Below are 21,650 nucleotides of genomic sequence, written 5' to 3'. Positions count from 1 at the left end.
ATCTCAACGGTTTCTGCCGCTACGATTGCCCCATGACGCGCACAGCTCTGGACTACGACGACAACTGGTTCTCAGCAGACGAACTGGCTTACCTGCGCCGCCGACTGCCGATCACCTATGTGCACGCCGTTCCGCTTCTGCTGGGCACGGCAGGCGAAGTCGAGCGCATCGGACTGCTCATGCGCCAATCGGAAGGCCGACTGGGGCGCGAACTGGTCGGCGGGCGAGTGAAGTATCACGAGCCTTTGCGAGCGGCCCTGCAGCGGCACCTCGAAAGTGATCTGGGCCCACTCGCACTGCCGCGCATGCCGGAATCGCTCACCCCGTTCCACGTTGCCGAGTACTTTCCAACAGAGGGCGAATCCCAGTATTACGATCCGCGCCAGCACGCGATCGCGCTGTGCTACACGGTTCCCGTCACCGGAGAGTGCCAGCCCAGCCAGGACGCGCTGTCCGTTGACTGGTACACCCCGGCCCAGGCAGTCGCAGACACCGTGGCCGCAGACATGGCGCACGGACAGCACAACATTGTGAAACTCGCTCTGGCCCACTGCGGAGTGCTCCCGTAAGCCGCGGTTCTGCGCAGCGGGCCGCTGCCGATCGGAGAGCTCCAGATGACCTATAACGGTACGGCCTGGTTGACGAGCCGAGAGCCTTTGCAGGTCGATGTGCTCGGACTGACCCTGAGCACACGAATACCAGATTTCGGCAACATGTCAGCTGCGGCGATTCTCCACCCTTTCGAGGACGAGAACGGCCGACCGCTCGAATGGCAGGAGGCTGACAAGACCCTGGGTGCGGACGCAATCGAACTCTCAGCGGGACGGGATCGGTTCTCACCTGCCACCGGAGAACTGGAGCAGACTCAAGCGAAGACCCTGCTGCAGATTCTGTGCCCCTTTCGGACATCTGTGCTGCTTGGCTTCAGCGCGGATGTTCTGGTTACCCCGTCCTCACCGCATACCGATATGCATCGCAACGCAGAAGGCCGGATCGTCGCATCTGATCAGCAACTCGTGGCTGCCGGCAGTGAACGGTTCCTCATCCACCAGTTCACTGGTACGGGTCTTGAGCTGATGGAGTCGCTGCGTACAGCTCAGGGGTGGATCGAGTGGCCTGACTTGATGTGGGCAGATGACAGAACCTGGATGCTCGATTCGCATTGGGATGCGCCGTTCACCGTCGTAGCCGCTGACGCGGAGACGATAGACCGCATCTCTTCGTGCCCTGGGCTCGACTCCTTAAAGCTCCGCTGAATGTTCGGATGACTTCTTGACTGGATCAACATCCCCGGTCAGTACACCTCCCGGTATTACGCCCCTGCTGTAAGGCGCACCTAGCCTTTCTTTGGAGCGCCTGTCCTTCGTGGCGGACCGCATCGAAAAGTACGACGCTTATGGCATGACAGAGAAAGCTGCATTCGCAGACCACGTCCAGCGAGACGAACCACACGGCGCTTCAGGCACCGCACAGAAACTCAACTGGCTGCGCGCCGGTGTGCTCGGCGCCAACGACGGCATTGTGTCAGTTGCCGCGGTTGTCGTCGGCGTTGCCGGTGCAACCGCCAACCTCGGCGCTATCGCCACAGCGGGTGCTGCCGCAGTGCTCGGCGGGGCAGTGTCGATGGCGCTGGGTGAATACGTGTCGGTGTACACGCAAAAAGACGCAGAGCACGACATGATTGCGCGCGAAAAGCGCGAACTGGCCGAAGATCCAGACGGTGAACTCGAAGAGCTCACGGCCCTCTACCAGGAGCGCGGGCTGTCACGCGAAACAGCGGAAGCCGTTGCACAGGAACTCACGGCGAAGGATGCCCTGCGGGCACACCTGACAATGGAGCTCAACCTCGACGAAGACGATATTGTCAGCCCGTGGCACGCCGCATGGGCATCGTTCTTCGCCTTTCTCGTCGGTGCGATTCTGCCGATGCTCGCCATTCTCCTGCCGCCGCCCGAACTGCGCATCGGCGTCACTGCCGTGGCTACTCTCGTCGCACTCGGCCTCACGGGAGCCCTCGGGGCCAAACTCGGCGGAGGCTCCCCAACCAAGGCTGCCATTCGCGTGGTGATCGGCGGGGCCTTGGCGCTGCTGGTGACCTATCTTGTGGGCGCTTTTCTGGGAACCTCAGTGGGTGTGTAGGTTCCGAACGAGCAGAATCCACCCAGAAACGGTTTGAGCCGCGAACACTGTGTTCGCGGCTCAAACCGTTTTCTTATCCAGCGCAAGGCCGGACTGTGCAGATCAGATGATGATCAGTTGGGGCGCAGCGGCAGGCCGTTGGAGTCCTTGGCGTTGCCTGCCAGCATGATGATGCCGTCGATGAAGCCCCACAGCGACCCAAAGCCCAGGGTCACGAACGTGACGATCAGCTGGGCAACACCGATGCCGACGTGGCCTGTGTAGAACCGGCCAACACCGAGACCGCCCAGGAGGATGCCGAGCAGGCCGGCAACCAGCTTGGACTTTTCGCTGTAGGGCAGACCCGTGACCGGGTCGTAGCCGTAGGGCGCGCCGGGCGAACCGGGCTGTCCGGGGGCCGCCTGGTAAGTGCCGGGCTGACCGGGTGCGGCCTGTTGCCCCTGTCCCGGGTAGCCCGCGCCGGGCTGGCTGTACGAGCTGTAGCCTGCAGACTGGTTCGACTGAGCAGCTTCCGGTGCGGAACCCGCATCCGGCCCCTGCGAGGTGCTGCCGTCTGCGCTGTTCGGGACGCTGCTGTGGGGGTCATTGGGCGGCTGAGCCATATTGTCCTCCGTAAAAGTGATGTGTGCCTGTACAGCAATACCGGTCAACACTGTACCCGCCTATACGCTGAGGTTGTCAGAACATGACGGCTGCCGACTGCTGTTTACATCAGCAAAGCCGCCCAGCGGACGCTCACTCCGAGCTGTTGGGCCCCAGAAGCGCAGACAGCCGGAGGCGTTTCGCCCACGGCGGAACAAAACGTAGTTAACTGTGAACTATGGATCTGCTCATCATCTATGTGGCTACTGTGTTTTTGTGCGGCCTTGCCGCCTGGGCCGTCCGGCTCCCTGCCCTCATCGGCTTCCTAGCCGCCGGGTTCATCCTCCACGCACGGGGCGTGGAACAGATGCAGGCAATGGAGGTCCTGGCTGACATCGGCGTCACGCTCATGCTTTTCGCCATCGGCCTGCGCTTGGACCTGAAAGCGCTCACGGACAAGGCCGTGTGGCTCACAGCCGGCGTTCACATAGTGATCATGACCGCTATAAGCGCAGCTTTCATCACCGCACTCAATATTCTCGGCGCATTCGGGCCGACCGATTTTCAGGTTGCACTGCGCATCGGCGTGGTGCTGGCGTTTTCGTCGACCATAGTGGTCATCAAAATCCTGCAGGACCGAGGAGACGAGCAGTCCCTCTACGGCAATATCTGTGTGGGCATCCTCATCATGCAGGACATTGCCGCCGTCGTGTTCATCAGCATTCTGCGCGGCGAAGCACCCAGCGCGTGGTCTCTCAGCCTGGTGCTGATCATTCCGCTTCTCATGGTCGCCACTCGCCGCTGGTACAAGCTCGGCCACGGTGAACTCGGCGCTCTCTTCGGCATCGCTATGGCCCTCATTCCCGGTTACGCGTTGTTTGAGTTCTTCGGCCTGTCCGGCAGCCTGGGAGCTCTCATCATGGGGCTCGTATTGGCCCGCTCCCCCGGCGCGGAACAGCTTTCTCACGCCCTGTTCACTTTCAAAGAGCTCATGCTGGTGGCTTTCTTCGTCAATGTGGGCTTCATGGGCCTGCCCACCATGCAGAACCTGGTCGATGCATTCCTGCTTCTGCTGCTCATCCCCGTGCAGGCAGTCCTGTTCTGGGCGATTCTTTGGTACTTGGGGCTGCGCAACCGCACGGCCGTGCTGGCTGCACTTCTGCTGGCGAACTATTCGGAATTCTCACTCATCATTGCGGCGATGGGCGTACACGACGGCTGGCTGGATACCCGCTGGATGCTGTCGCTCGTACTGGCGGTGTCGCTGAGCTTCATAGTGTCCGCAGTGCTCAACCCCCAGTCGGTTTCCCCGGCCACACACCTGGCCCAGCGTCTTCCGACCCGTCCTCCCCATCTGATTCATCCAGAAGACCGCCCAATCGAACTCGGCAGTGCACGCGCCCTCATCCTCGGCATGGGCCGCGTGGGTCAGGCCTGCTACGCGGAGCTGACGGGGATTCTCGGCGATGACCAGGTTCTGGGCGTCGAACACGACCCCGTGCGCGTTCGCGAACTTCAGGAGAAGGGCTTCAACGTGGTGGAAGGTGACGCTACCGACATCGACTTCTGGGCGCGCGTCAAAGCCGCCCACCAGATCGACATGATCATGCTCGCCATGCCCGCACAGCACGCCAATGTCGACACCGTGAAGGAAATCCACGCTTCTCACGTTGACACTGAGAACACCACGATCGCATCCGTGGCCATGTACATCGAAGACGTCGAAGAGCTCAGCGAATTGGGTCTCGACGTGGTGGTGCACTTGCAGGACGGCGCGGGTGAAAGCCTAGCCGAGCGCACCCTCATCAAGCACGCCCGCACCAAGGAGCAGTGACAGCGGGAGTCAGGAGCTGGTGACCACGGTGGTCGAGGCTGCAATGACGGCGCTGGCTGCCATAATGGCGGCTTCGTCTGCGGCTTTCTTGATGGCCTTGCGCACCGCACTGTCAGCGGCCGAAGCTTCTGCGGCTTCCTGCGCCTGCTCGATGAGCTCCTTGCGATTCGGCGCGGAGCCGTCGATCGCGTGCTCCACCTTCTTCCCCGCGGCCAGAAACCCCAGGAGCGCGCCGGTGCGTTCGTCCACTTTCGGCGCTGTGCTGATGGGCCCGGTGTCCAGCTGGCGCGCAATCGACTTTCGCAGCTCATCACCGGTGACTCCCTCAGCCAGCCGCCACGCGGTGCCGGCGGGAATGAACAGAAACTTTTTCTGCTTGGAGCGCACAACGCCCAGCTCTTTCAGCCGCTCCATAAGCGAGCGGTGCAGATTCTCTGTCAACGCCTCTATGGCTTTCTGCGTTGTCAGAGGTTTTTTGCTTTTCTCCTGTTCATCCCTCAGACGTGCCAGCGCTGTCGCCAGAAACGGATCAGCAGGCGTCGTGCCTTCCGTGATCCCCACCCGAGGCCTCCTCTGCTGCAGGTCCGGCACAGCGACAGCACCGACCAGCACAAGATCACAGAAGACCGCCCCGGCGAGCATCGCATCGATGTCTTTGCCGGTGGCCACTGGGCCTTCGGGCTTGCTCAGCAGAACAATGAGGTCATCAGCAATTAGGCTCATAGCTCCAACTGTAGTGCCCCGGGCCCAGAAAAGCAGTGTTATCAGAAAATATTCGAGGTGACGAAAAGGCACGAGGTGGAACTCCACCTCGTGCCTTTTCTCATGACTTCCGCTCCTGTCGTCAGTCCTCGGACTGCGGCGGATTCTTTTTGCGCTTGGGCAGCAGAGCAGGTGCCGTGCGCTCGATGCGGTAGTCAATCCGGTTGTCCAGGCTCTCTTCCCATTCGCGGCGCATGCGGTCAGACCAGTCTTCGTCTGGCACCAATCCGCCTTCGGAAAGATCGTCAACCACAGCTTCGCGCACGTGCTCGGTCAGTGCCTGTGCGCGGCCCAACAGACGCTGACGCTCGATCAGCTTCTGGTCGAGCTTGAGCGAACGCAGAGTCGCAAAGCACATGAGCAGCAGAATGATGCTGAACGGCAAAGCGGTGGCAAGTGCGCCCGCCTGAATAGACTCCAAACCGCCCGACACCAGCAGGGCGATGGCGATCGCACCTTCGAGGAACGCCCACAGAACACGTGTCCACAGCTTCGGATTGGGGTGGCCGCCCGAGCACAGCATGCACACCACCAGCGAACCGGAGTCTGAGGAGGTGATGAAGAAGATCGTCACCAGAATGATCGCGATGACTGACAGCACACTTCCCAGCGGAAGCGTGTTCAGCACCTGGAAGAGCGCGCTTTCGGCCACAACGCCTTCGCCGGATGCCTTATCCCACAGGTCTCCCACCGTCAGCTGGCGCAGAATGCCGGTCGAACCCATCACCGAGAACCACAGGAAGCCGACCGCTGTGGGCACGAAAATGACGCCCATGATGAATTCGCGAATTGTGCGGCCGCGAGAAATGCGGGCGATGAACACGCCGACAAAGGGTGCCCACGAAATCCACCAGCCCCAGTAGAACAGGGTCCAGGAAGAAGCCCAGGTCTGGCCGTCATCGCCAGTGTAGGTGGCGGTGTCCATCGTCATGTTGAAGAAATCGGCCAGGTAGAAGCCGAGGGACTCCACCAGATTGCGGAAGATGAAAACAGTCGGGCCCAGGATGATGATCGACACCAGCAGAACGCCTGCCAGAGTCAGGTTTCCCGTCGAGAGCCACTTAATGCCCTTGCCCAGGCCGCTGACCACGGATGTCGTGGCAAGCAGCGTGATGACCACGATGAGCACGACCAGCAGAGTTTCGCTCACCTCGCTGATCAGCCCCATCGACTGCACACCGGCAGCAATCTGCTGGACGCCCAGTCCCAGCGACGTAGCGACGCCGAAGATGGTTCCCATGACGGCGACGACGTCAACGGCATCGCCCAGCCAGCCGTGGACGCGTTTGCCCAGGATCGGTTCGAGTGCCCAGCGGATCGACACGGGGCGTCCGCGGCGGTGAATGCCGTAGGCCAGGGCCAGGCCGATGATGGCGTAGATCGACCACGGGTGCAGGCCCCAGTGGATGAAGGTTTGGGCCATGCCGTGTTTGGCCAGCTGTTCGGGCCCGCCTTCCCAGCCGGGCTTCGGGTCTGATGTCGCGTAGATCAGCGGTTCCGCCACACCGTAGAACACCAGTCCCACACCCATACCGGCGGCGAACAGCATGGAGAACCAGGGGATCAAGCCGAATTCAGGTTCTTCGTTGTCCCGACCCAATCTGATTCCGCCGTACTTGCTCAGCCCGAAGTACAGGGCGAACACGATGAAGATCGCCACCACGAGCATGTACCACCAGCCGAGCGCACTGACGATCCACTCCTGCGCAGTGGTCAGAACAGTGCCGGTGACATCGGGCAGGGCGATCGCGGCGACCGTGAGGACCGCCGTGATGATGAGCGAGGGCCAGAAGACTCGCGGGGTGACGAAGCCCCGGCCGATTCTCACGCCCTGCGCGCGCAGCTGCCCCGTAATGCGCAGGTCAGCCGCTTCATTGTCGATGGGGCGGACTTCGCCTGCCTCAGGGTCGAGCGGGTCGACCAGTGCGACGTCCTCAGATTGGCTGAGTCTGTCTTCTAGGTCTGTGTGGGCGTCGGGGCGTTTGGCCGAATTGTCGGCTGTCATCCTTCGTCCTTTTCTGTCAGCTGATGTCTGGTCAAATCTCCACACTACACAGGCACGGTTTTCGCAGGAGGTTTGCAGACTGTACCGCGTGGACGTTTGGGGCTGGGTTCTGCCGTTGTCGAAGGCTTACGAGGCGGAGGCCGGTCTGGTCTGCTGCCGCTGTGTCAGTGCCTCATGGCACTCTGTGCATATGACTTACGAATGCACCGACTGCGGCTACCGAAGCCCCAAGTGGCTTGGCCGCTGCCCCAAGTGCGGGGAATGGGGAACTTTGGAAGAGGCCGTCCAGCTGGGTGCTTCTGCCAAGACGAAAGCGACTAAGCCGACAGCGCTCACTGCTGCCAAACCCATGACGGAAATCGATCCCGCCTCAGCTCGTGCACGCTCCACGCAGGTCGATGAACTCGATCGTGTACTCGGCGGCGGGTTTGTTCCCGGTGGGGTTGTTCTGCTCGCGGGTGAACCCGGTGTGGGGAAGTCGACTCTGCTGCTCGATGTTGCCGGCAAGGCCGCCGCGGTCGGGCAGCGCGTTCTCTACGTTACGGGCGAAGAATCCCAGGGGCAGGTGCGCGGTCGCGCGGAGCGAATCGGGGCGGTGCAGTCAAACCTTCTGCTGGCGGCCGAAACAGACCTCGCCACAGTGCTGGGACAGATCGAGGCGGTTTCTCCGGACCTTCTGATCGTTGATTCCGTGCAGACCATAGGGTCTTCGGAGGTCTCCGGGGTTCCCGGCGGTGTCACCCAGGTTCGGGAAGTCGCCGCGTCGCTTATTCGCGAAGCAAAGGTGCGCGGCCTTCCCACTATCCTGGTAGGCCACATAACCAAGGACGGCAATGTCGCAGGTCCGCGGCTGTTGGAACACCTGGTGGATGTCGTGTGCAGCTTCGAAGGCGACAGGCATTCGCGCATGCGAATTCTGCGAGCGCTGAAGAACCGCTATGGCACAACTGACGAAGTCGGCCTGTTCGACATGGACGAAACCGGCATCAGCAGTGTGGTTGACCCGGCGCAGATGTTCGTCGGCTCATCGAACTCCCCGGGCACCTGTTTGACGGTTGCACTCGAAGGCAAACGCGCCATGATTGTCGAAATCCAGGCGCTGGTTGATCCACAGGAGGGCGGTGGGTCACCGCGGCGAGTGGTCAACGGGCTCGACTCTTCCCGTGTTGCTATGAACATTGCCGTTGTCGGCCGCAGTTTGGAACAGAGCATCAGCGGGCGCAATGACGTGTACGTCTCGACCGTCGGCGGCATCAAACTGGCCGAACCCGCAGTCGACCTGGGCGTGTGCCTGGCCTTGGCCGGGGCATATGCCGGCAGACCGCCCAAAGACAGGCTGGTTGCAGTCGGCGAAATCAGCCTCTCCGGTGAAATCCGCCGGGTTCCGGGAATTCAGCAGCGCCTGATCGAAGCATCTCGGCTGGGCTTCAGCCGCGCCATTGTTGCCCAAGGGTCACTCACCGACATCACGGTTCCGGGGAGCATGCGCGTGGCAGAGTGCACATCACTGCGCGATGCCGTCGACATCACCTACAGCTGATCGAAGTCCGCAACATCGAGGTCCGAGTTAAGCCAGGTGCCGACGGGTATGAACTCTGCGCTGACCAGCCGGCACCTGAGCAAGAACACGGCTCAGCCGATGGCCTTTGCGTGGCGGCGGGCGGTTTCAACGTAGTGCGCTGCTGACTGCGGCAGGAAGTCGAGTTCTTCCTGAGTGAGTTCACGGCGAACTTTCGCGGGTGCACCGGCGACAAGCGACCCATCGGGAACTTCTGTGCCTTCCAGCACCAGGGCACCGGCGGCCACAAGGCAGTCCTTGCCGATTCGCGCCCCGTTCATGATGGTGGCGGACATGCCGATGAGCGTGCGATCGCCAATGGTGCTGCCGTGAACAACAGCACTGTGGCCGACGGTCACGTCGTTGCCGACAGTGCACGGAAAATCTTCGTCGGCGTGCAGAACCACATTGTCCTGCAGGTTGGTGCGCTTTCCCACCGAGATCGTCGCGGTGTCACCGCGGACTGAAGCTCCGTAGAAAGCACTGGAGTCTTCGGCCATGATCACATCACCGGAAAGAGTGGCTGTCGGAGCGAGAAATGCGGCGTCGTCAGCTTTCGGGACGCCGTTGTCCAGAGGAATGATGTGTGCCATGTCACCATCTTAGCCAGCAGCGCCCGCGTGGTTCCAGCCGCCAACCCTCAGTCCTTGCTGTCCTTCTTGTCTTCCTTACCGCTCTGGTCTGCTTTGTCGTCCTTCTTGTCCGAGCCGTCTTTGCCGCCTTCATCAGTGCTGCCTTCACCGTCATCAGGCTTTCCGACAACGGTGAAGTCATGCGGCGGGCTCGCAGTGTCACCCAGCTTCACAACCAGCTGGTATTGGCCCGGCTCGAAGCTGTCAGCCGTTTTGTTGCAGTTCTGGTCCGTTGGCACGAGCGACCACGTCAGCGAGGTCTTCTTCGCAGATCCCGGTGCGAACACCCGCTGTTCGTCCTGTCCCTCACTGGAACACCATGCTGAGTCCCACACGGTTTTGTCATTCTGCTGAATGATGAACTGCTGCGAAGCAGAGCCGACCTCAATCTGACACTCAGCGCTGTGCTCATTCTTGACGTTGAGAGTCATGGTGGCCTTGTCGCCGGCCTTGTACTTGTCTTTGTCCATCCCCGCGGTGAGGGTCACCTGATCAGTGGGGCACACGCCGCTGGCTTCATCGCCCTGCGGCCCGGGGGCTTCTTCCTTCTGCTCGGAGTCCGCTTCTCCAGCAGCCGACTGGGGTTCTTCTTCCGGTTTGGCGGGCTGGTCGCCAGAGCCGGACAGTGCCTGCACAAGCAGGACGATTCCGACGATGAACAGGGCCAGGATCAACACGGCCAAGCCCAGCACCGTCATGCGGCGGCGTCGATACACTTCGGGAGGATGGCGGCGCACGGGCGCCGTCGGCCTCGGAGCACTGGAAGGAGTCATCCCTTTGAGCGTACGTCGCCACACCGCTTCCGTCCGTGGGACACACCGCCGACCGGATGATCTGGAAGCTCTGCACACCGCGGTGATCGACTGGTTTGCCCGGCACGAGCGCCCACTGCCTTGGCGCAGGCCCGGCACATCCGCGTGGGGTGTTCTGGTGTCCGAGGTGATGTCGCAGCAGACACCCATGTCCCGTGTGGCACCCCGCTGGACCGAGTGGATGCGCAAGTGGCCCACCCCAGCAGACCTGGCCTCCGCCTCGACTGCGGATGTTCTTCTGGCCTGGGACACGCTGGGCTATCCTCGGCGCGCACTGCGACTGCAGGAGTGCGCGCGCGTGATTGTCGCCGACCACGGCGGGCAGGTGCCCAACGATGAGGACACCCTGCTGAGTCTGCCCGGAATCGGGGCCTACACGGCGGCTGCCGTAGCGGGGTTTGCCTTCGGGGAGCGCACGGCGATCCTGGACGTCAACATCCGCCGGGTGCTCGCCCGGGCGGTTGACGGCCATGAGCACCCCGGCAGCGCCACAAAGGCCGAGGCGGCCTGGGCCCGGGAACTGCTCCCGCAGGAACCGCAGCAGTCTGTCCGCTGGAATGCCGGGACCATGGAGCTTGGCGCTTTGGTGTGTACATCTCGCAGCCCGCGGTGCGAAGACTGCCCGCTGCTTTCAAGCTGCGCTTGGGTGTTGGCGGGCAAGCCGTCCAGTCCAGAGCGAAAACCGAAAACCCAGGCCTGGCACGGAACCGACCGTCAGCTGCGCGGAGCGATCATGGGTCTGCTGCGCACTGCCCACGGATGTCCCGTGCGTGCGGATCTGCTTGTCGCAGACACCGCCGATTTCGATGTGGACGCGAATCTTGTGCTGCCGACCGAGGTGCAGGATGGGATTGCGAAAGTGCGTCGCCTAGCTGACGGCACGAGGGTTTCGCGCCTCATTGACGACCTTGAGGCCGATGGGCTGCTGTGCCGACAGCCGCCAGAACAGCCGGGAGCGCACAACGGCAGCGTTCTCACGCTTCCGCAGGGGCAGACTCCGTCAGATCGATGATCATGCGCTTATTGCCCAGAGTGTTCGGCTTGACGCGGGCAAGGTCGAGAAACTCAGCGGTTCCTTCGTCAGTTGAGTGAAGAAGCTCTTGGAACACGGTTGGGGAAACCGGGATGCCCGAAATCTCCTCAAAGCCCAGACTGGTGAAGAACTCGGTTTCAAAAGTCAGGCAGAAGACTTTTTTGATGCCCATGATGCGGGCCTCTTCCAGCAACGTGGTGATGAGGGTGCGCCCCACTCCCCTGCGTCGGTAGTCCGCACTTGTGGCAACTGTGCGGACCTCGGCGATTTCATCCCAGAAAACGTGCAGGGCGGCACAGCCGGCCAGGGTTTCAGTGCCGTCTTCGTGGATATCGACGATCACCCGGAACTGCTGCAGGGCCTCAAAATAGCTGACCATGTCCTTTGCCACCAAGACGCGCTCATCGACCAGCGGCTGGGTCAGCGCATTGATCTTCGCAGCATCGCCTGCCCGCGCCCTGCGCAGGCAGAGGCCGCTTTCGAGTCTGATCGGCGCATACGCATGTGACAGCTGCCGGGCAATGGGGTCTGCGGGGGTGTTGGCGGACATGCCCTCAGTGTAGAAGGACCCGCGAACGGCTTTTCGTTCGCGGGTCCTTCCTCAGAGTCGACTAGAGCCGATCCGTGTCAGTGGAGGTTTCTGCCCCAGCTTCGTAGGCTGTGCCCCCATCCGAGCTGTCGTCAATGCTGTGCGAAGCGGCGGCATTGGCCGGTCCGGCTTCTGCGATAGCACCGGTTTCGTCTTCGTCATCAGCGCCGACTTTGACGGGTACGCGGTTTTCGCTGACGCCCTTGAAAGTGAATTCGGCGTCTGCGCCTTCGCCTTCGACATCGACGTAGATGGTCTGTCCGGGCCGGATTTCGTTGAACAGAATCCGCTCGGACAGCGGGTCTTCGACTTCGCGTGCAATCGTGCGGCGCAGCGGGCGCGCGCCGAGCACCGGGTCAAAACCGCGATCGGCAAGCACCTGGCGAGCTTCCTGAGTCACTTCGATCGTCATGGACTGGTCGGCCAGACGATCGCTTAGGCGGTTGATGAACAGGTCGACGATCTTGATGATGTCTTCCTTGTTCAGCTGCGGGAACACGATGGTGTCGTCAACACGGTTGAGGAACTCAGGGCGGAAGTGCTGTTTGAGCTCTTCGGACACCCGCTGCTTCATGCGGTCGTACGATGCGTCGGCATCGCCTTCGACCTGGAAGCCCATGGGTGTGCCGCGGTTGATTTCGCGGGTTCCCAGGTTGGTGGTCATGATGATGATCGTGTTCTTGAAGTCGATTTCGCGGCCCTGGGAGTCTGTCAGACGACCGTCTTCCAGAATCTGCAGCAGCGAGTTGAAGATATCGGCGTGCGCCTTTTCGACTTCGTCGAACAGCACAACCGAGAACGGGTTGCGGCGAACCTTTTCGGTCAGCTGCCCACCCTCGTCGTAGCCGACGTAGCCGGGAGGCGAACCGAACAGGCGGGACACCGTGTGCTTCTCGGAGAATTCCGACATGTCCAGCGTGATCAGTGCAGACTCATCGCCGAACAGGAATTCGGCCAGGGCCTTGGCCAGTTCGGTCTTGCCGACACCGGTGGGACCGGCGAAGATGAACGAACCAGAGGGACGGCGCGGGTCTTTCAGGCCTGCGCGGGTACGGCGAATAGCACGCGAGATCGACTTGACGGCTTCCTTCTGGCCGATGATCCGCTTGTGCAGTTCGTCTTCCATGCGCAGCAGACGCGAAGACTCTTCTTCTGTGAGCTTGAAGACCGGAATTCCGGTGGACTGTGCCAGGACTTCCGCAATGAGCTCTTCGTCGACGATTGCCCCGGCACCCTGGTTTTTCTTCTTCCAGTCCTTTTCGGCGCTGTCACGCTGCTCCGTCAGGTCCATTTCCTCCTGGCGGGCGTTTGCGGCGGTTTCGAAGTCCTGCTTGCTGATCGCATCTTCTTTGCGCTTCTTGGCGTCGGCGATCTTGTCGTCGAGCTCTTTGAGCTCAGACGGCTGGGACATGCGGGTGATGCGCAGCTTCGCGCCGGCTTCGTCAATCAGGTCGATTGCCTTATCCGGCAGGAACCTGTCGTTGATGTAGCGGTCCGAGAGGTTGACTGCCGCGGCCAGCGCTCCGTCCGTGATGGTCACCTTGTGGTGGTTTTCGTACTTGTCGCGCAGGCCCTTCATGATCTTGATGGCGTCCGACAGTGTGGGTTCGGGCACCTGGATGGGCTGGAAGCGACGTTCGAGCGCGGCGTCCTTTTCGATGTTCTTGCGGTACTCATCGAGTGTTGTCGCACCGATCGTCTGCAGTTCACCGCGGGCGAGCATCGGCTTGAGGATCGAGGCGGCATCGATTGCGCCTTCTGCCGCACCGGCTCCTACGAGCGTGTGGATTTCGTCAATGAACAGGATGATGTCGCCGCGGGTGCGGATCTCTTTGAGCACCTTCTTCAGGCGCTCTTCGAAGTCGCCGCGGTAGCGGGATCCGGCCACGAGGGAGCCGAGGTCCAGCGTGTACAGCTGCTTGTCCTGCAGCGGTTCGGGAACATCGCCGGCGACGATCGCCTGTGCGAGGCCTTCCACCACCGCGGTCTTGCCGACGCCCGGTTCGCCGATGAGCACCGGGTTGTTTTTGGTTCGGCGGGAAAGAACCTGCATTACGCGGTTCTGCTGTTCACGACGACCGATGACGGGGTCGAGGCTGCCTTCGCGGGCTGCCTGTGTCAGGTTGCGGCCGAACTGGTCCAAGACGAGCGAACCGGACGGCTGGCCCTCTTCGCGGCCCCCGGACCCGGCGGTTGCAGGCTCTTTGCCCTGGTAGCCGGAGATGAGCTTGATGACTTCCTGGCGCACGCGCGGAAGGTCGGCGCCGAGCTTGACCAGCACCTGCGCGGCAACGCCCTCGCCTTCGCGAATGAGGCCCAGCAGAATGTGCTCTGTGCCGATATAGGTGTGGCCCAGCTGCAGGGCTTCGCGAAGCGAGAGTTCGAGGACTTTCTTAGCCCGCGGGGTGAAGGGAATGTGGCCGGAGGGGGCCTGCTGGCCTTCGCCGATGATTTCAGTGACCTGGCTGCGCACCTGCTCGAGCGAGATGTCCAGGCTTTCGAGTGCCTTGGCGGCAATGCCTTCGCCTTCGTGAATGAGGCCGAGCAGGATGTGTTCCGTGCCGATGTAGTTGTGTTTGAGCAGCTTGGCTTCTTCCTGAGCCAAGACCACTACTCGTCGGGCACGGTCGGTAAACCGTTCGAACATTAGCCCTCCTGGGTCGCTGTACGGTTCGCAATTTCTAGCACTTTAACCACGCGGAAGCGGGTTTTATTGCGATTTCGCCCTCAGCCGAAGCGTTTCGGCTGAGGGCGAAATTCTGCTGGTGCCCGTCTGGGATCAGTGGGCTTTGTCGTATGCCTCGATGATCTCGGCGCGAATGCGGCCGCGGTCCGAGACGTCATAGCCGTGGCTGCGTGCCCAGTCGCGGATCTCGGTCAGGTCCGAACGGCCGGCTTTCTTGCCGGCGCGCTTGCGCCCGGCCGAAGCCGGGCTTTCTGCACGCCGGGCGACTTTGACGTAGTTGCCCAGCAGTTCACGCAGCCGGGATGCGTTGTCTGCGGTCAGTTCGATTTCGTAGAACTTGCCGTCGATTCCGAACTCGACGGTTTCGTCGGCATCTTCACCTGTCAGATCATCAATGAGGACGGTCGTCACTTTGCGAGCCATCGTGCTCGTCCTTTCGTGGTTCTTCGGAAACCTCTCGCGGCTGCGCAGCGTTTTCGCGCTGAGCGTTATCACGCTGGGCCTTGTGGATTTCCATTTCTGCGTAGTAGCGGTCCATTTCCTTCCGTTCGGTGCTGTCGGACTTGATGATCGCGCGCAGCACGTACCAGAAGAGAAGTCCAACCACGATGGAAGGAAGAAGCACCTTCAAATATTCCACAGGAGTCCTTAATGATCAAAACCCGCCAGGGCCGCCGAAATGAACAGTGACTATATTCTCAGCTGCCCAAAGGCTTAACGAATGGGAAAAGCACGGTCTCGCGAATGCCCAAGCCTGTCAGCGCCATAAGCAGGCGGTCAATTCCGATGCCGACACCGCCGGACGGAGGCATGCCGTGCTCCATTGCCCGCAGGAACTCTTCGTCAAGCGGCATGGCTTCGGCATCGCCTTCGGCGGCGTCCTTTGCCTGCTCTTCGAAACGCTCACGCTGAATGACTGGGTCCACGAGCTCAGAATATCCGGTTGCCAATTCGAAGCCGCGAACGTAAAGGTCCCACTTTTCGACGACCCCCTTCTTTTCCGGGTGTTCGCGCACCAGCGGCGAGGTGTCGACCGGAAAATCGGTTACGAAGATCGGGCCTTCGAGTTTGCCTTCGTGGAAGTGCTCCCACAGTTCTTCCACGTATTTGCCGTGGGACTTGAACACGCCCTCCATGTCGACGTTGTGCCTGTCGGCGATGCGCACGAGCTCATCGATTGGCGTTTCCGGGGTAATGTCCTCACCGGATTCGGCTGCCAGCGATTCGTACATCGAAATCCACGGCCATTCGCCGCCGAGGTCGTATTCGGTGCCGTCGTGCAGAGTGACGACGGTTGAGCCGGTGGCATCAAGCGCGGCGTTCTGAATGAGCTTTTGGGTCAGTGCTGCCGCGGATTTGAAATCGCCGTACGCTTCATAGAATTCGAGCATTGCGAATTCCGGGGAGTGTGTGGCGTCAACGCCCTCATTGCGGAAGTTGCGGTTGATTTCAAAGATCTTGTCAAGTCCGCCGACAACGGCTTTTTTGAGGAACAGTTCGGGGGCAATGCGCAGGAACAGCTCCATGTCGTAGGCGTTGATGTGGGTTTTGAAGGGACGTGCCGCAGCACCGGACGGGATGACCTGGAGCATGGGCGTTTCGACTTCGATGAAGCCTTCGTCTTCAAATGTGTGGCGCAGGGAGGACATGACCTTGGAGCGGGTGCGGACCATGTCCCTGGCTGCCGGGCGCATGATGAGGTCGAGGTAGCGCTGGCGCACGCGGCCCTCTTCGTCGAGCTGCGTGTGCATGGGCGGCAGGGGTCGGATGGCCTTGGAAGCCATCTGCCAGCTGTCCGCCATAACGGAAAGTTCGCCGCGGCGGGATGAAATGACGCGTCCGTGGAGGAACACGTGGTCGCCGAGGTCGACATCTGCCTTCCACTGGCTGAGGGCGTCTTCGCCGACTTCTTTGAGCGACAGCATGCCCTGCAGCTGAGTGCCGTCACCGGCCATGAGGGTCACAAAGCACAGTTTTCCGGTGTTGCGCTGAAAGACCACGCGACCGGCGACGCCGACGATGTCGTCGGTTTCGTCGCCGGCTTCGAGGTGGGCGTACTTGTCGCGGATCTCGCCGAGGCTGTGGGTGATGTCGACCCGCACGGGATAGGCTTCGCGGCCCTCTTCGAGCAGACGGGCGCGCTTTTCTTTGCGGATGCGCAGCTGTTCGGGGTCGAGGTGCTCGGGAGTTTCGGCGTCTGCACCGCTGGTGGGCACAGTTGTGGCCGGTTCAAGATTTTCAGGCATGGTCTAAGGATAGCGAAGGGGCTTGACCTTGAACCACGGCGAGGCACTCGTCGGAAGTCGACCCTTCCCCGCTGAACTCAGCTTTCAGACCCAAGCTGAAACCTGTCCCCGGGAGCGCACATTGTGACCTTCCCGTCGAAGACTTCCCGAACCTCCGCCTCGATGTCCCGAATATGGTCGGGATCAGCCAGGTGAGTCACCGCGAGGTGCTCAACCCCGGCTTGCCGAGCCAGCTGGCCGACCGTGTGCCCATCCAAGTGCCCGTGGCCTGTGACATCGACGTTGTCGGCGGCACGGTAGGTGCATTCGGCCAACAGCAGCGAAGCCCCGCGGGAGAATTCAACAAGCTCGTCTGTCAGGCCCGTGTCAGCTGTGTACACAAAGCCGAGGTCCGGAAACTTGATGCTCATGGTGGGCACGGGGTGGTCTGCCAGGATTGTCTGCACCCGGTTTCCCAACACCTCGAAGTCTTCCCCGGGCTCGCGGACATTCATTTCGAAACGGCTGCCAAGGGGCGTCTTCATCGTGTCCAGCGTTGGGATCCCGTAGACGTCGTCGAGTTTCGGAAGCCGGGAGACCAGGTCTTCCGGGGCATACAGGGGCACAGAGGGCAGCACCTGCGGAAAAGAGCGCCGGTACGCCAGTACCGGCAGGTCAGCGCTGTGATCGGCGTGCGAGTGCGATACAAGGAGCGCATTGACATCGCTGAGTCTGCGGTCCTTGGCCAAGCCGCCGATCACACCGGGACCGCAGTCGATGAGGATGGAGCCGGTCGGTGTGGTGAGCAGGTAGCCGGATGCCGGACCGAGATGCGTCGGCGCGGTTGCCGATGCTCCGATGACTGTCAGTTCTGCTTTCATTTCTCCACCTGGGGTACGTGCCTGCGTTCACTTGCTCGGATCAGCGTCCGCTGTCCGACTTCCATACGGACCCGCGCCTCCGCAGGCACTCGCAGTCCGTCTCCGAGTTCTGCTCGCACGACGAACCCGTCGCCGCGATACTCTACTTCTTTCACTACGCCGAAGACCTTGCCGAGGTTCGAGGTGCTGGTCGGCTCGCTCTCAGTTGGCCGCCCGGCTTCTTCGGACTCGCCGTCCGCGGGCGCCGCGTCGAAGTCAACTGACCGGACTGCCAGGCCCATGCTGTCGCCTGCTGTTTCGCGGTTTCCGTCCTCAAACTTGACCGGCACGGACAGACCGGCGCTGATGGCTGCCCGCTGCGGACCGGTGTATTCGACCACCGGCAGAATGGTTGCGTGCCCGAGGAATTCCGCGGCCCAAGCTGAGTTCGGACGGGCCCATACTGATTCGGGTTTGCCGGCCTGTTCGATGCGACCGCTGTTCATCATGACCAGGTGATCGGCCATTGCGAGCGCCTCTTCTTGATCGTGGGTGACGATCACTGTGGTTACACCGGCCCTGCGAATCATTTTTCGCAGATCCGCTCGCAGCTGTCCGCGAAGCTGCGGGTCGAGAGCACCGAGCGGTTCGTCGAGAAGAAGCACCTTCGGGTTGGGCGCCAGCGCACGGGCAATGGCAACGCGCTGACGCTGACCGCCGGACAGTTCGTCGGGGGCGCGGTCGGCCAGTTCGCTGATCCGGCACAGTGCCAGCATCTCCTGCACTCGCTCGATGCGCTGTTCTTTGGGCACCTTCTGTGCTCGGAGTCCAAACGCAATATTGCTTTTGACGTCCAGGTGGTCAAACAGTGCGTACTGCTGCGGTACCCAGCCGACCCGCCGTCGACTGACGGGCAGGTGCGTAACGTCGTCAGAGCCGAACCTGATTGTTCCCGCAGTCGGTGTGAGAACGCCGCCGATCGTCTTGAGCAGGGTTGTTTTCCCACAGCCCGAAGGCCCTACGAGAGCAGCGATGTCCCCTGTGCCCAGGGTCATGTTGATGTTCTCCAGCGCTGCCCGATCCACCCCGGGATAGGCAAAGCTGACATTGCCCACCACCAGGCCAGCATCAACGGTTTCCTGACGGGCTGCTTCGGCAGACTGTTCAAAGGTGACGGCTGTCATACCGCCCCTCCTTTCTGAACCTGAAACTTCTCCAGCACGATTGCCGGCGGGATGACCATTGCCAAGAAGATTGCGGTCTGCGCCGCTGCCAGCTCGATGCGGCCGGTGATGTAGGTGTCGAACAAGAACACCGGCATCGGCTGTGCGCTGGGTGTGAAGAGAAAGAACGTGACGTTGAATTCGCCCAGCGACATCGTCACGACCATGACCAGCCCGCCGATCAGAGCGCGTCGGACAGCGGGCAGCGTGACTGAGAAGAAGATTTTGGCAGTCCCCATGCCCAGTGAGGAGGCAACCAGTTCCTGCTCTTTGAGCCGTTCGGAGTTCATCGCGGGGATCAGTGCGCTGAGCAGAAACGGCAGGGTGTAGAGAACGTGGCCGGCTACCATCAGCCATCCGCTCGGCCGCAGCACCGGGTAACTCAGGATCAGGGCGAGACCCACGGCTATTCCGGGAATGGCAATCGGAAGCGTCGACACCGAGTGCAGCAGACCCCTGCCGGGAAAGCTGTACCGCGTGATGAATCGGGCAGCCGGCAGGGCTACCAGAAGATCGACGATCATGACTATGAGGGCGACCTGCAGGCTGATGAAGACCGACTGATCCATGCGCTGCCACGCTTGTGACAGCCATTGTCCCGTCACCCCTCCGCTGAGACCGTCGACCCAGTTCTTGCTGAAGGCAACCGCGAGCAAGACGGGCAGGGGCAACAGGGTGACAGCGCACGCTGCGATCGCAAAGATGAAGCCCACGGCCTGCACTGGGTCTTTTGCACCCTTCGAGTTGTTCTTGCTGCGGGCGGTGCGGAAGGCCGTGGTCGCACCATCGGGCGCGTCCATCTGCTCTGCTGTGGGTGCCGTCATGTTCTCACGCTCACAATCCGTTTGCTTCCCCATGAGTTGACGCCGATGAGCACTGTTGTGGTCACAACGGCCAAGATGATGCTGAGGGTTGCGGCAAGTTCGGGACGAAAGTTCTCTGTGAACGCGGCCGCTATCTCAAGGGGCATCACCCGCTGTCCCCGAGCCAGAGTCGCTGCTGTGCCGTACGCGCCGAAGGCCGTGGCAAACGCCAGCCCGCTGGCAGAGGCAATCGCCGGACGAAGCGCGGGAATGATGACGCGGCGGTAGACGCCGACCGTGCTTTCGCCCAAACTTCGGGCGGCCTGTACGGTTTCCGGGCGGACTGCGGCAGCTGCCCCGCGGACCACCAGCACGATGCGGGGAATCTGAAAGTACAGGTACCCGAGCGTCAGGCCCGCCCAGGTGTAGGCAATCTGCAGGTGCCGTTGGCCGAGCGCACTTTCAAACGCCAAGGGCACGACTCCCGTGTTGCCGACGAGCAGAATGATGAAGAAGCCGACCACGATGCCGGGCAGACTCAGCGGAATGCTCAGCGCAACTGCCATCCCCCTGGTGAGCGCGGTGTCCTGGGTTCCGATGTACAGCCCGGCAGGCACACAGAGGATAAGCGCAAGGACCGTTGAGAGCAGCGCCAGCACCGCGGTGACGATCATTGCGTTCTGGTAGCGGGAGCTTGTGAGCGCTCCGATGTAGTTGCTGAACGTGAGGTGGCCGCCGTCATCTGTGAGACTGGCCAGCCCGAGTGTGAGCATTGGCCAGATGAGAACGGCCCCGAGCACAATAAGCAGCGGAATCGTCAACACAGCGGCTGCGGCCTTCGACCGGCTGTTCATGGTCAGCCGGTGACCTTCTGGAACTCTTCGATTACGCCGTCTTGGACATCGTTCATCTTTGCAAAGTCAGTGCCTTTGACCAGCTTGTTGTACTCCTCATCCGAGGGGAACGCCTCCCTGGCAGACTCGGGGAGTTCAATGTCTTTAACGGGCTTCAGGTAGCTTTCGGCAAAGAGCTTCTGGGCTTCCTCTGACAGTACGTAGTCGAGGAGCTTCTTGCCGTTGTCGCCGTTGGGCCCGTTCTTCACGAGGCTCATGGTGTAGGGAATGCTCAGTGTTCCTTCGCACGGGTAGACGACTTCGATCGGCGAACCTTCCGCGGCTAGCTGGTATCCGTTGAAGTCAGCATCGATGAGGATGGGGATTTCACCCTGCTGCACCGACGAGGTGGCGGTCTGCGCTGGGTTCTTCACGCCGTTTTCAGCCATCTTCTCGGCCCATTCGAGGCCCGGCTTGAAGTCATCGAGCGAACCGCCGAGCGCCTGGTTGGCTCCTGTCAGCACCGAATACCCAACAGCGGCCTGGGCGGGGTCCAGGTAGCCGACCTTGTCTTTGTACTTAGGGTCGGTGAGGTCGTTCCAGCACTTGGGAACTTCGACGTCACCAAGCTCCTTGGTGTTGACCAGCATCGCCACGGCCCCCTGGTGAACAGCTGTCCAATTGCCCTCGGGGTCTTTGAGGTTTTCGTCGATGTCGTCGAAGCCTTCGGGCTTGTACGGTTCAATAAGCCCTTCGTCCTGGGCCTGCATGCCGAATACGATTCCGTAGTACGCAACGTCTGCTGCCGGCGATTCCTTTTCAGCCGTGAGTGCTGCGAGCGTCTGCCCTGAGTTCTTCGGGTCGTTGGGAGCTTCGATGCCGGTTGACTCGGTGAACTGCTTCAGAACATCGTCCCAGTTGGCCCATTCCTGGGGCGTGTTGTAGGAAACGACGGTGCCCGAGCCGGCAGCGGAATCTCCTCCGCCGCCTCCGATGGAACAGGCGGCAAGGGCAAATGCGGACAGTGACGCAACAACTGCAGCTGAAAGTGAGCGACGCATGTTTTCTCCTTTG

21 protein-coding genes are annotated in these 21,650 nt (G+C 61.5%); 6 read left to right on the top strand and 15 right to left on the bottom strand.

Going from position 1 to position 21,650, the window contains the following annotated elements; all coding sequences use genetic code 11:
• The first annotated feature begins 32 nt into the window (after positions 1–32).
• The 3 genes from HMPREF2757_RS03225 (at position 33) to HMPREF2757_RS03215 (ending at position 2,139) form a co-directional block, all read left to right on the top strand.
• Positions 33–569 carry a DUF4916 domain-containing protein gene (locus tag HMPREF2757_RS03225; RefSeq protein ID WP_070573323.1) on the top strand — a complete coding sequence of 179 codons (537 nt, stop codon included), beginning with the start codon at positions 33–35 and terminating at the stop codon, positions 567–569.
• A 45-nt stretch (positions 570–614) separates the two neighbouring features.
• Positions 615–1,256: a hypothetical protein gene (locus HMPREF2757_RS03220; RefSeq protein WP_070573321.1), complete on the top strand. Its 642-nt coding sequence runs from the start codon at positions 615–617 to the stop codon at positions 1,254–1,256.
• A gap of 145 nt (positions 1,257–1,401) precedes the next feature.
• On the top strand, positions 1,402–2,139 hold the full coding sequence (locus HMPREF2757_RS03215) for a VIT1/CCC1 transporter family protein (protein ID WP_070573494.1): 738 nt from the start codon (positions 1,402–1,404) through the stop codon (positions 2,137–2,139).
• Between the two features lie 113 nt (positions 2,140–2,252).
• Here the strand turns inward: HMPREF2757_RS03215 and HMPREF2757_RS03210 are convergent, their stop codons facing one another.
• Complete coding sequence (locus HMPREF2757_RS03210) at positions 2,253–2,741, bottom strand: NINE protein (protein ID WP_070573319.1); 489 nt, start codon at positions 2,739–2,741, stop codon at positions 2,253–2,255.
• A 218-nt stretch (positions 2,742–2,959) separates the two neighbouring features.
• Between HMPREF2757_RS03210 and HMPREF2757_RS03205 the strand changes: the two genes are divergently transcribed.
• A complete protein-coding gene (locus HMPREF2757_RS03205) occupies positions 2,960–4,555 on the top strand; it encodes a cation:proton antiporter family protein (protein WP_070573318.1) in 1,596 nt (531 codons plus the stop codon).
• A 9-nt stretch (positions 4,556–4,564) separates the two neighbouring features.
• Here HMPREF2757_RS03205 and HMPREF2757_RS03200 read toward each other — a convergent pair whose 3' ends face one another.
• Entirely contained in the window at positions 4,565–5,278 is a 714-nt protein-coding gene (locus tag HMPREF2757_RS03200; RefSeq protein ID WP_070573316.1) for a GOLPH3/VPS74 family protein, read from the bottom strand.
• Between the two features lie 121 nt (positions 5,279–5,399).
• Positions 5,400–7,322 carry a BCCT family transporter gene (locus tag HMPREF2757_RS03195; RefSeq protein ID WP_256278257.1) on the bottom strand — a complete coding sequence of 641 codons (1,923 nt, stop codon included), beginning with the start codon at positions 7,320–7,322 and terminating at the stop codon, positions 5,400–5,402.
• A 190-nt stretch (positions 7,323–7,512) separates the two neighbouring features.
• Between HMPREF2757_RS03195 and radA the strand changes: the two genes are divergently transcribed.
• Positions 7,513–8,862, top strand: coding sequence for a DNA repair protein RadA (gene radA / locus HMPREF2757_RS03190; RefSeq protein ID WP_070573314.1), 1,350 nt, complete (start codon positions 7,513–7,515; stop codon positions 8,860–8,862).
• A 92-nt stretch (positions 8,863–8,954) separates the two neighbouring features.
• Here the strand turns inward: radA and HMPREF2757_RS03185 are convergent, their stop codons facing one another.
• Positions 8,955–9,473, bottom strand: a complete 519-nt coding sequence (locus tag HMPREF2757_RS03185) for a gamma carbonic anhydrase family protein (RefSeq protein ID WP_070573312.1) — start codon at positions 9,471–9,473, stop codon at positions 8,955–8,957.
• 47 nt (positions 9,474–9,520) lie between these two features.
• The gene (locus HMPREF2757_RS03180; RefSeq protein ID WP_141750154.1) at positions 9,521–10,228 is read right to left on the bottom strand and encodes a hypothetical protein; all 708 of its coding nucleotides are present in this window, start codon (positions 10,226–10,228) and stop codon (positions 9,521–9,523) included.
• Between the two features lie 61 nt (positions 10,229–10,289).
• Here HMPREF2757_RS03180 and HMPREF2757_RS03175 point away from each other — a divergent pair, with 61 nt between their 5' ends.
• The gene (locus HMPREF2757_RS03175; protein WP_070573308.1) at positions 10,290–11,336 is read left to right on the top strand and encodes an HhH-GPD family protein; all 1,047 of its coding nucleotides are present in this window, start codon (positions 10,290–10,292) and stop codon (positions 11,334–11,336) included.
• On the opposite strand, the gene HMPREF2757_RS03170 is transcribed toward HMPREF2757_RS03175, so the two are convergent.
• The 10 genes from HMPREF2757_RS03170 to HMPREF2757_RS03125 all read right to left on the bottom strand — a co-directional run bounded on the left by HMPREF2757_RS03170 (position 11,299) and on the right by HMPREF2757_RS03125 (position 21,637).
• On the bottom strand, positions 11,299–11,907 hold the full coding sequence (locus HMPREF2757_RS03170) for an amino-acid N-acetyltransferase (RefSeq protein ID WP_083304066.1): 609 nt from the start codon (positions 11,905–11,907) through the stop codon (positions 11,299–11,301). The two genes, HMPREF2757_RS03175 and HMPREF2757_RS03170, sit on opposite strands and share 38 nt — an antisense overlap.
• Before the next feature lie 61 nt (positions 11,908–11,968).
• On the bottom strand, positions 11,969–14,593 hold the full coding sequence (locus HMPREF2757_RS03165; protein WP_070573304.1) for an ATP-dependent Clp protease ATP-binding subunit: 2,625 nt from the start codon (positions 14,591–14,593) through the stop codon (positions 11,969–11,971).
• 132 nt (positions 14,594–14,725) lie between these two features.
• Positions 14,726–15,055: a histone-like nucleoid-structuring protein Lsr2 gene (locus HMPREF2757_RS03160; protein ID WP_070573302.1), complete on the bottom strand. Its 330-nt coding sequence runs from the start codon at positions 15,053–15,055 to the stop codon at positions 14,726–14,728.
• Entirely contained in the window at positions 15,024–15,272 is a 249-nt protein-coding gene (locus HMPREF2757_RS03155) for a hypothetical protein (protein WP_070573300.1), read from the bottom strand. The genes HMPREF2757_RS03160 and HMPREF2757_RS03155 overlap by 32 nt, the downstream gene beginning before the upstream one ends.
• Positions 15,273–15,330: 58 nt before the next feature.
• Complete coding sequence (lysS, locus tag HMPREF2757_RS03150; protein ID WP_070573299.1) at positions 15,331–16,878, bottom strand: lysine--tRNA ligase; 1,548 nt, start codon at positions 16,876–16,878, stop codon at positions 15,331–15,333.
• Between the two features lie 77 nt (positions 16,879–16,955).
• Complete coding sequence (locus HMPREF2757_RS03145) at positions 16,956–17,738, bottom strand: MBL fold metallo-hydrolase (protein WP_070573297.1); 783 nt, start codon at positions 17,736–17,738, stop codon at positions 16,956–16,958.
• The gene (locus tag HMPREF2757_RS03140; protein WP_070573295.1) at positions 17,735–18,901 is read right to left on the bottom strand and encodes an ABC transporter ATP-binding protein; all 1,167 of its coding nucleotides are present in this window, start codon (positions 18,899–18,901) and stop codon (positions 17,735–17,737) included. The genes HMPREF2757_RS03145 and HMPREF2757_RS03140 overlap by 4 nt, the downstream gene beginning before the upstream one ends.
• The gene (locus tag HMPREF2757_RS03135; protein WP_176745874.1) at positions 18,898–19,764 is read right to left on the bottom strand and encodes an ABC transporter permease; all 867 of its coding nucleotides are present in this window, start codon (positions 19,762–19,764) and stop codon (positions 18,898–18,900) included. The genes HMPREF2757_RS03140 and HMPREF2757_RS03135 overlap by 4 nt, the downstream gene beginning before the upstream one ends.
• Positions 19,761–20,597: an ABC transporter permease gene (locus HMPREF2757_RS03130; protein WP_070573294.1), complete on the bottom strand. Its 837-nt coding sequence runs from the start codon at positions 20,595–20,597 to the stop codon at positions 19,761–19,763. The genes HMPREF2757_RS03135 and HMPREF2757_RS03130 overlap by 4 nt, the downstream gene beginning before the upstream one ends.
• 2 nt (positions 20,598–20,599) lie before the next feature.
• A complete protein-coding gene (locus HMPREF2757_RS03125) occupies positions 20,600–21,637 on the bottom strand; it encodes an extracellular solute-binding protein (protein WP_070573292.1) in 1,038 nt (345 codons plus the stop codon).
• Positions 21,638–21,650 lie beyond the last annotated feature (13 nt).

It is taken from the genome of Brevibacterium sp. HMSC063G07, assembly GCF_001810665.1.
Lineage (GTDB): Bacteria > Actinomycetota > Actinomycetes > Actinomycetales > Brevibacteriaceae > Brevibacterium.
This window is presented reverse-complemented; position numbering and strand designations above follow the sequence as displayed.

Bases quoted from the DNA above. Each gene is read 5' to 3' on its own strand.
- HMPREF2757_RS03225 (WP_070573323.1), top strand. From the start codon at position 33: ATGACGCGCACAGCTCTGGACTACGACGACAACTGGTTCTCAGCAGAC.
- HMPREF2757_RS03220 (WP_070573321.1), top strand. From the start codon at position 615: ATGACCTATAACGGTACGGCCTGGTTGACGAGCCGAGAGCCTTTGCAG.
- HMPREF2757_RS03215 (WP_070573494.1), top strand. From the start codon at position 1,402: ATGACAGAGAAAGCTGCATTCGCAGACCACGTCCAGCGAGACGAACCA.
- HMPREF2757_RS03210 (WP_070573319.1), bottom strand. From the start codon at position 2,741: ATGGCTCAGCCGCCCAATGACCCCCACAGCAGCGTCCCGAACAGCGCA.
- HMPREF2757_RS03205 (WP_070573318.1), top strand. From the start codon at position 2,960: ATGGATCTGCTCATCATCTATGTGGCTACTGTGTTTTTGTGCGGCCTT.
- HMPREF2757_RS03200 (WP_070573316.1), bottom strand. From the start codon at position 5,278: ATGAGCCTAATTGCTGATGACCTCATTGTTCTGCTGAGCAAGCCCGAA.
- HMPREF2757_RS03195 (WP_256278257.1), bottom strand. From the start codon at position 7,322: ATGACAGCCGACAATTCGGCCAAACGCCCCGACGCCCACACAGACCTA.
- radA (WP_070573314.1), top strand. From the start codon at position 7,513: ATGACTTACGAATGCACCGACTGCGGCTACCGAAGCCCCAAGTGGCTT.
- HMPREF2757_RS03185 (WP_070573312.1), bottom strand. From the start codon at position 9,473: ATGGCACACATCATTCCTCTGGACAACGGCGTCCCGAAAGCTGACGAC.
- HMPREF2757_RS03170 (WP_083304066.1), bottom strand. From the start codon at position 11,907: ATGTCCGCCAACACCCCCGCAGACCCCATTGCCCGGCAGCTGTCACAT.
- HMPREF2757_RS03165 (WP_070573304.1), bottom strand. From the start codon at position 14,593: ATGTTCGAACGGTTTACCGACCGTGCCCGACGAGTAGTGGTCTTGGCT.
- HMPREF2757_RS03160 (WP_070573302.1), bottom strand. From the start codon at position 15,055: ATGGCTCGCAAAGTGACGACCGTCCTCATTGATGATCTGACAGGTGAA.
- lysS (WP_070573299.1), bottom strand. From the start codon at position 16,878: ATGCCTGAAAATCTTGAACCGGCCACAACTGTGCCCACCAGCGGTGCA.
- HMPREF2757_RS03145 (WP_070573297.1), bottom strand. From the start codon at position 17,738: ATGAAAGCAGAACTGACAGTCATCGGAGCATCGGCAACCGCGCCGACG.
- HMPREF2757_RS03140 (WP_070573295.1), bottom strand. From the start codon at position 18,901: ATGACAGCCGTCACCTTTGAACAGTCTGCCGAAGCAGCCCGTCAGGAA.
- HMPREF2757_RS03135 (WP_176745874.1), bottom strand. From the start codon at position 19,764: ATGACGGCACCCACAGCAGAGCAGATGGACGCGCCCGATGGTGCGACC.
- HMPREF2757_RS03130 (WP_070573294.1), bottom strand. From the start codon at position 20,597: ATGAACAGCCGGTCGAAGGCCGCAGCCGCTGTGTTGACGATTCCGCTG.
- HMPREF2757_RS03125 (WP_070573292.1), bottom strand. From the start codon at position 21,637: ATGCGTCGCTCACTTTCAGCTGCAGTTGTTGCGTCACTGTCCGCATTT.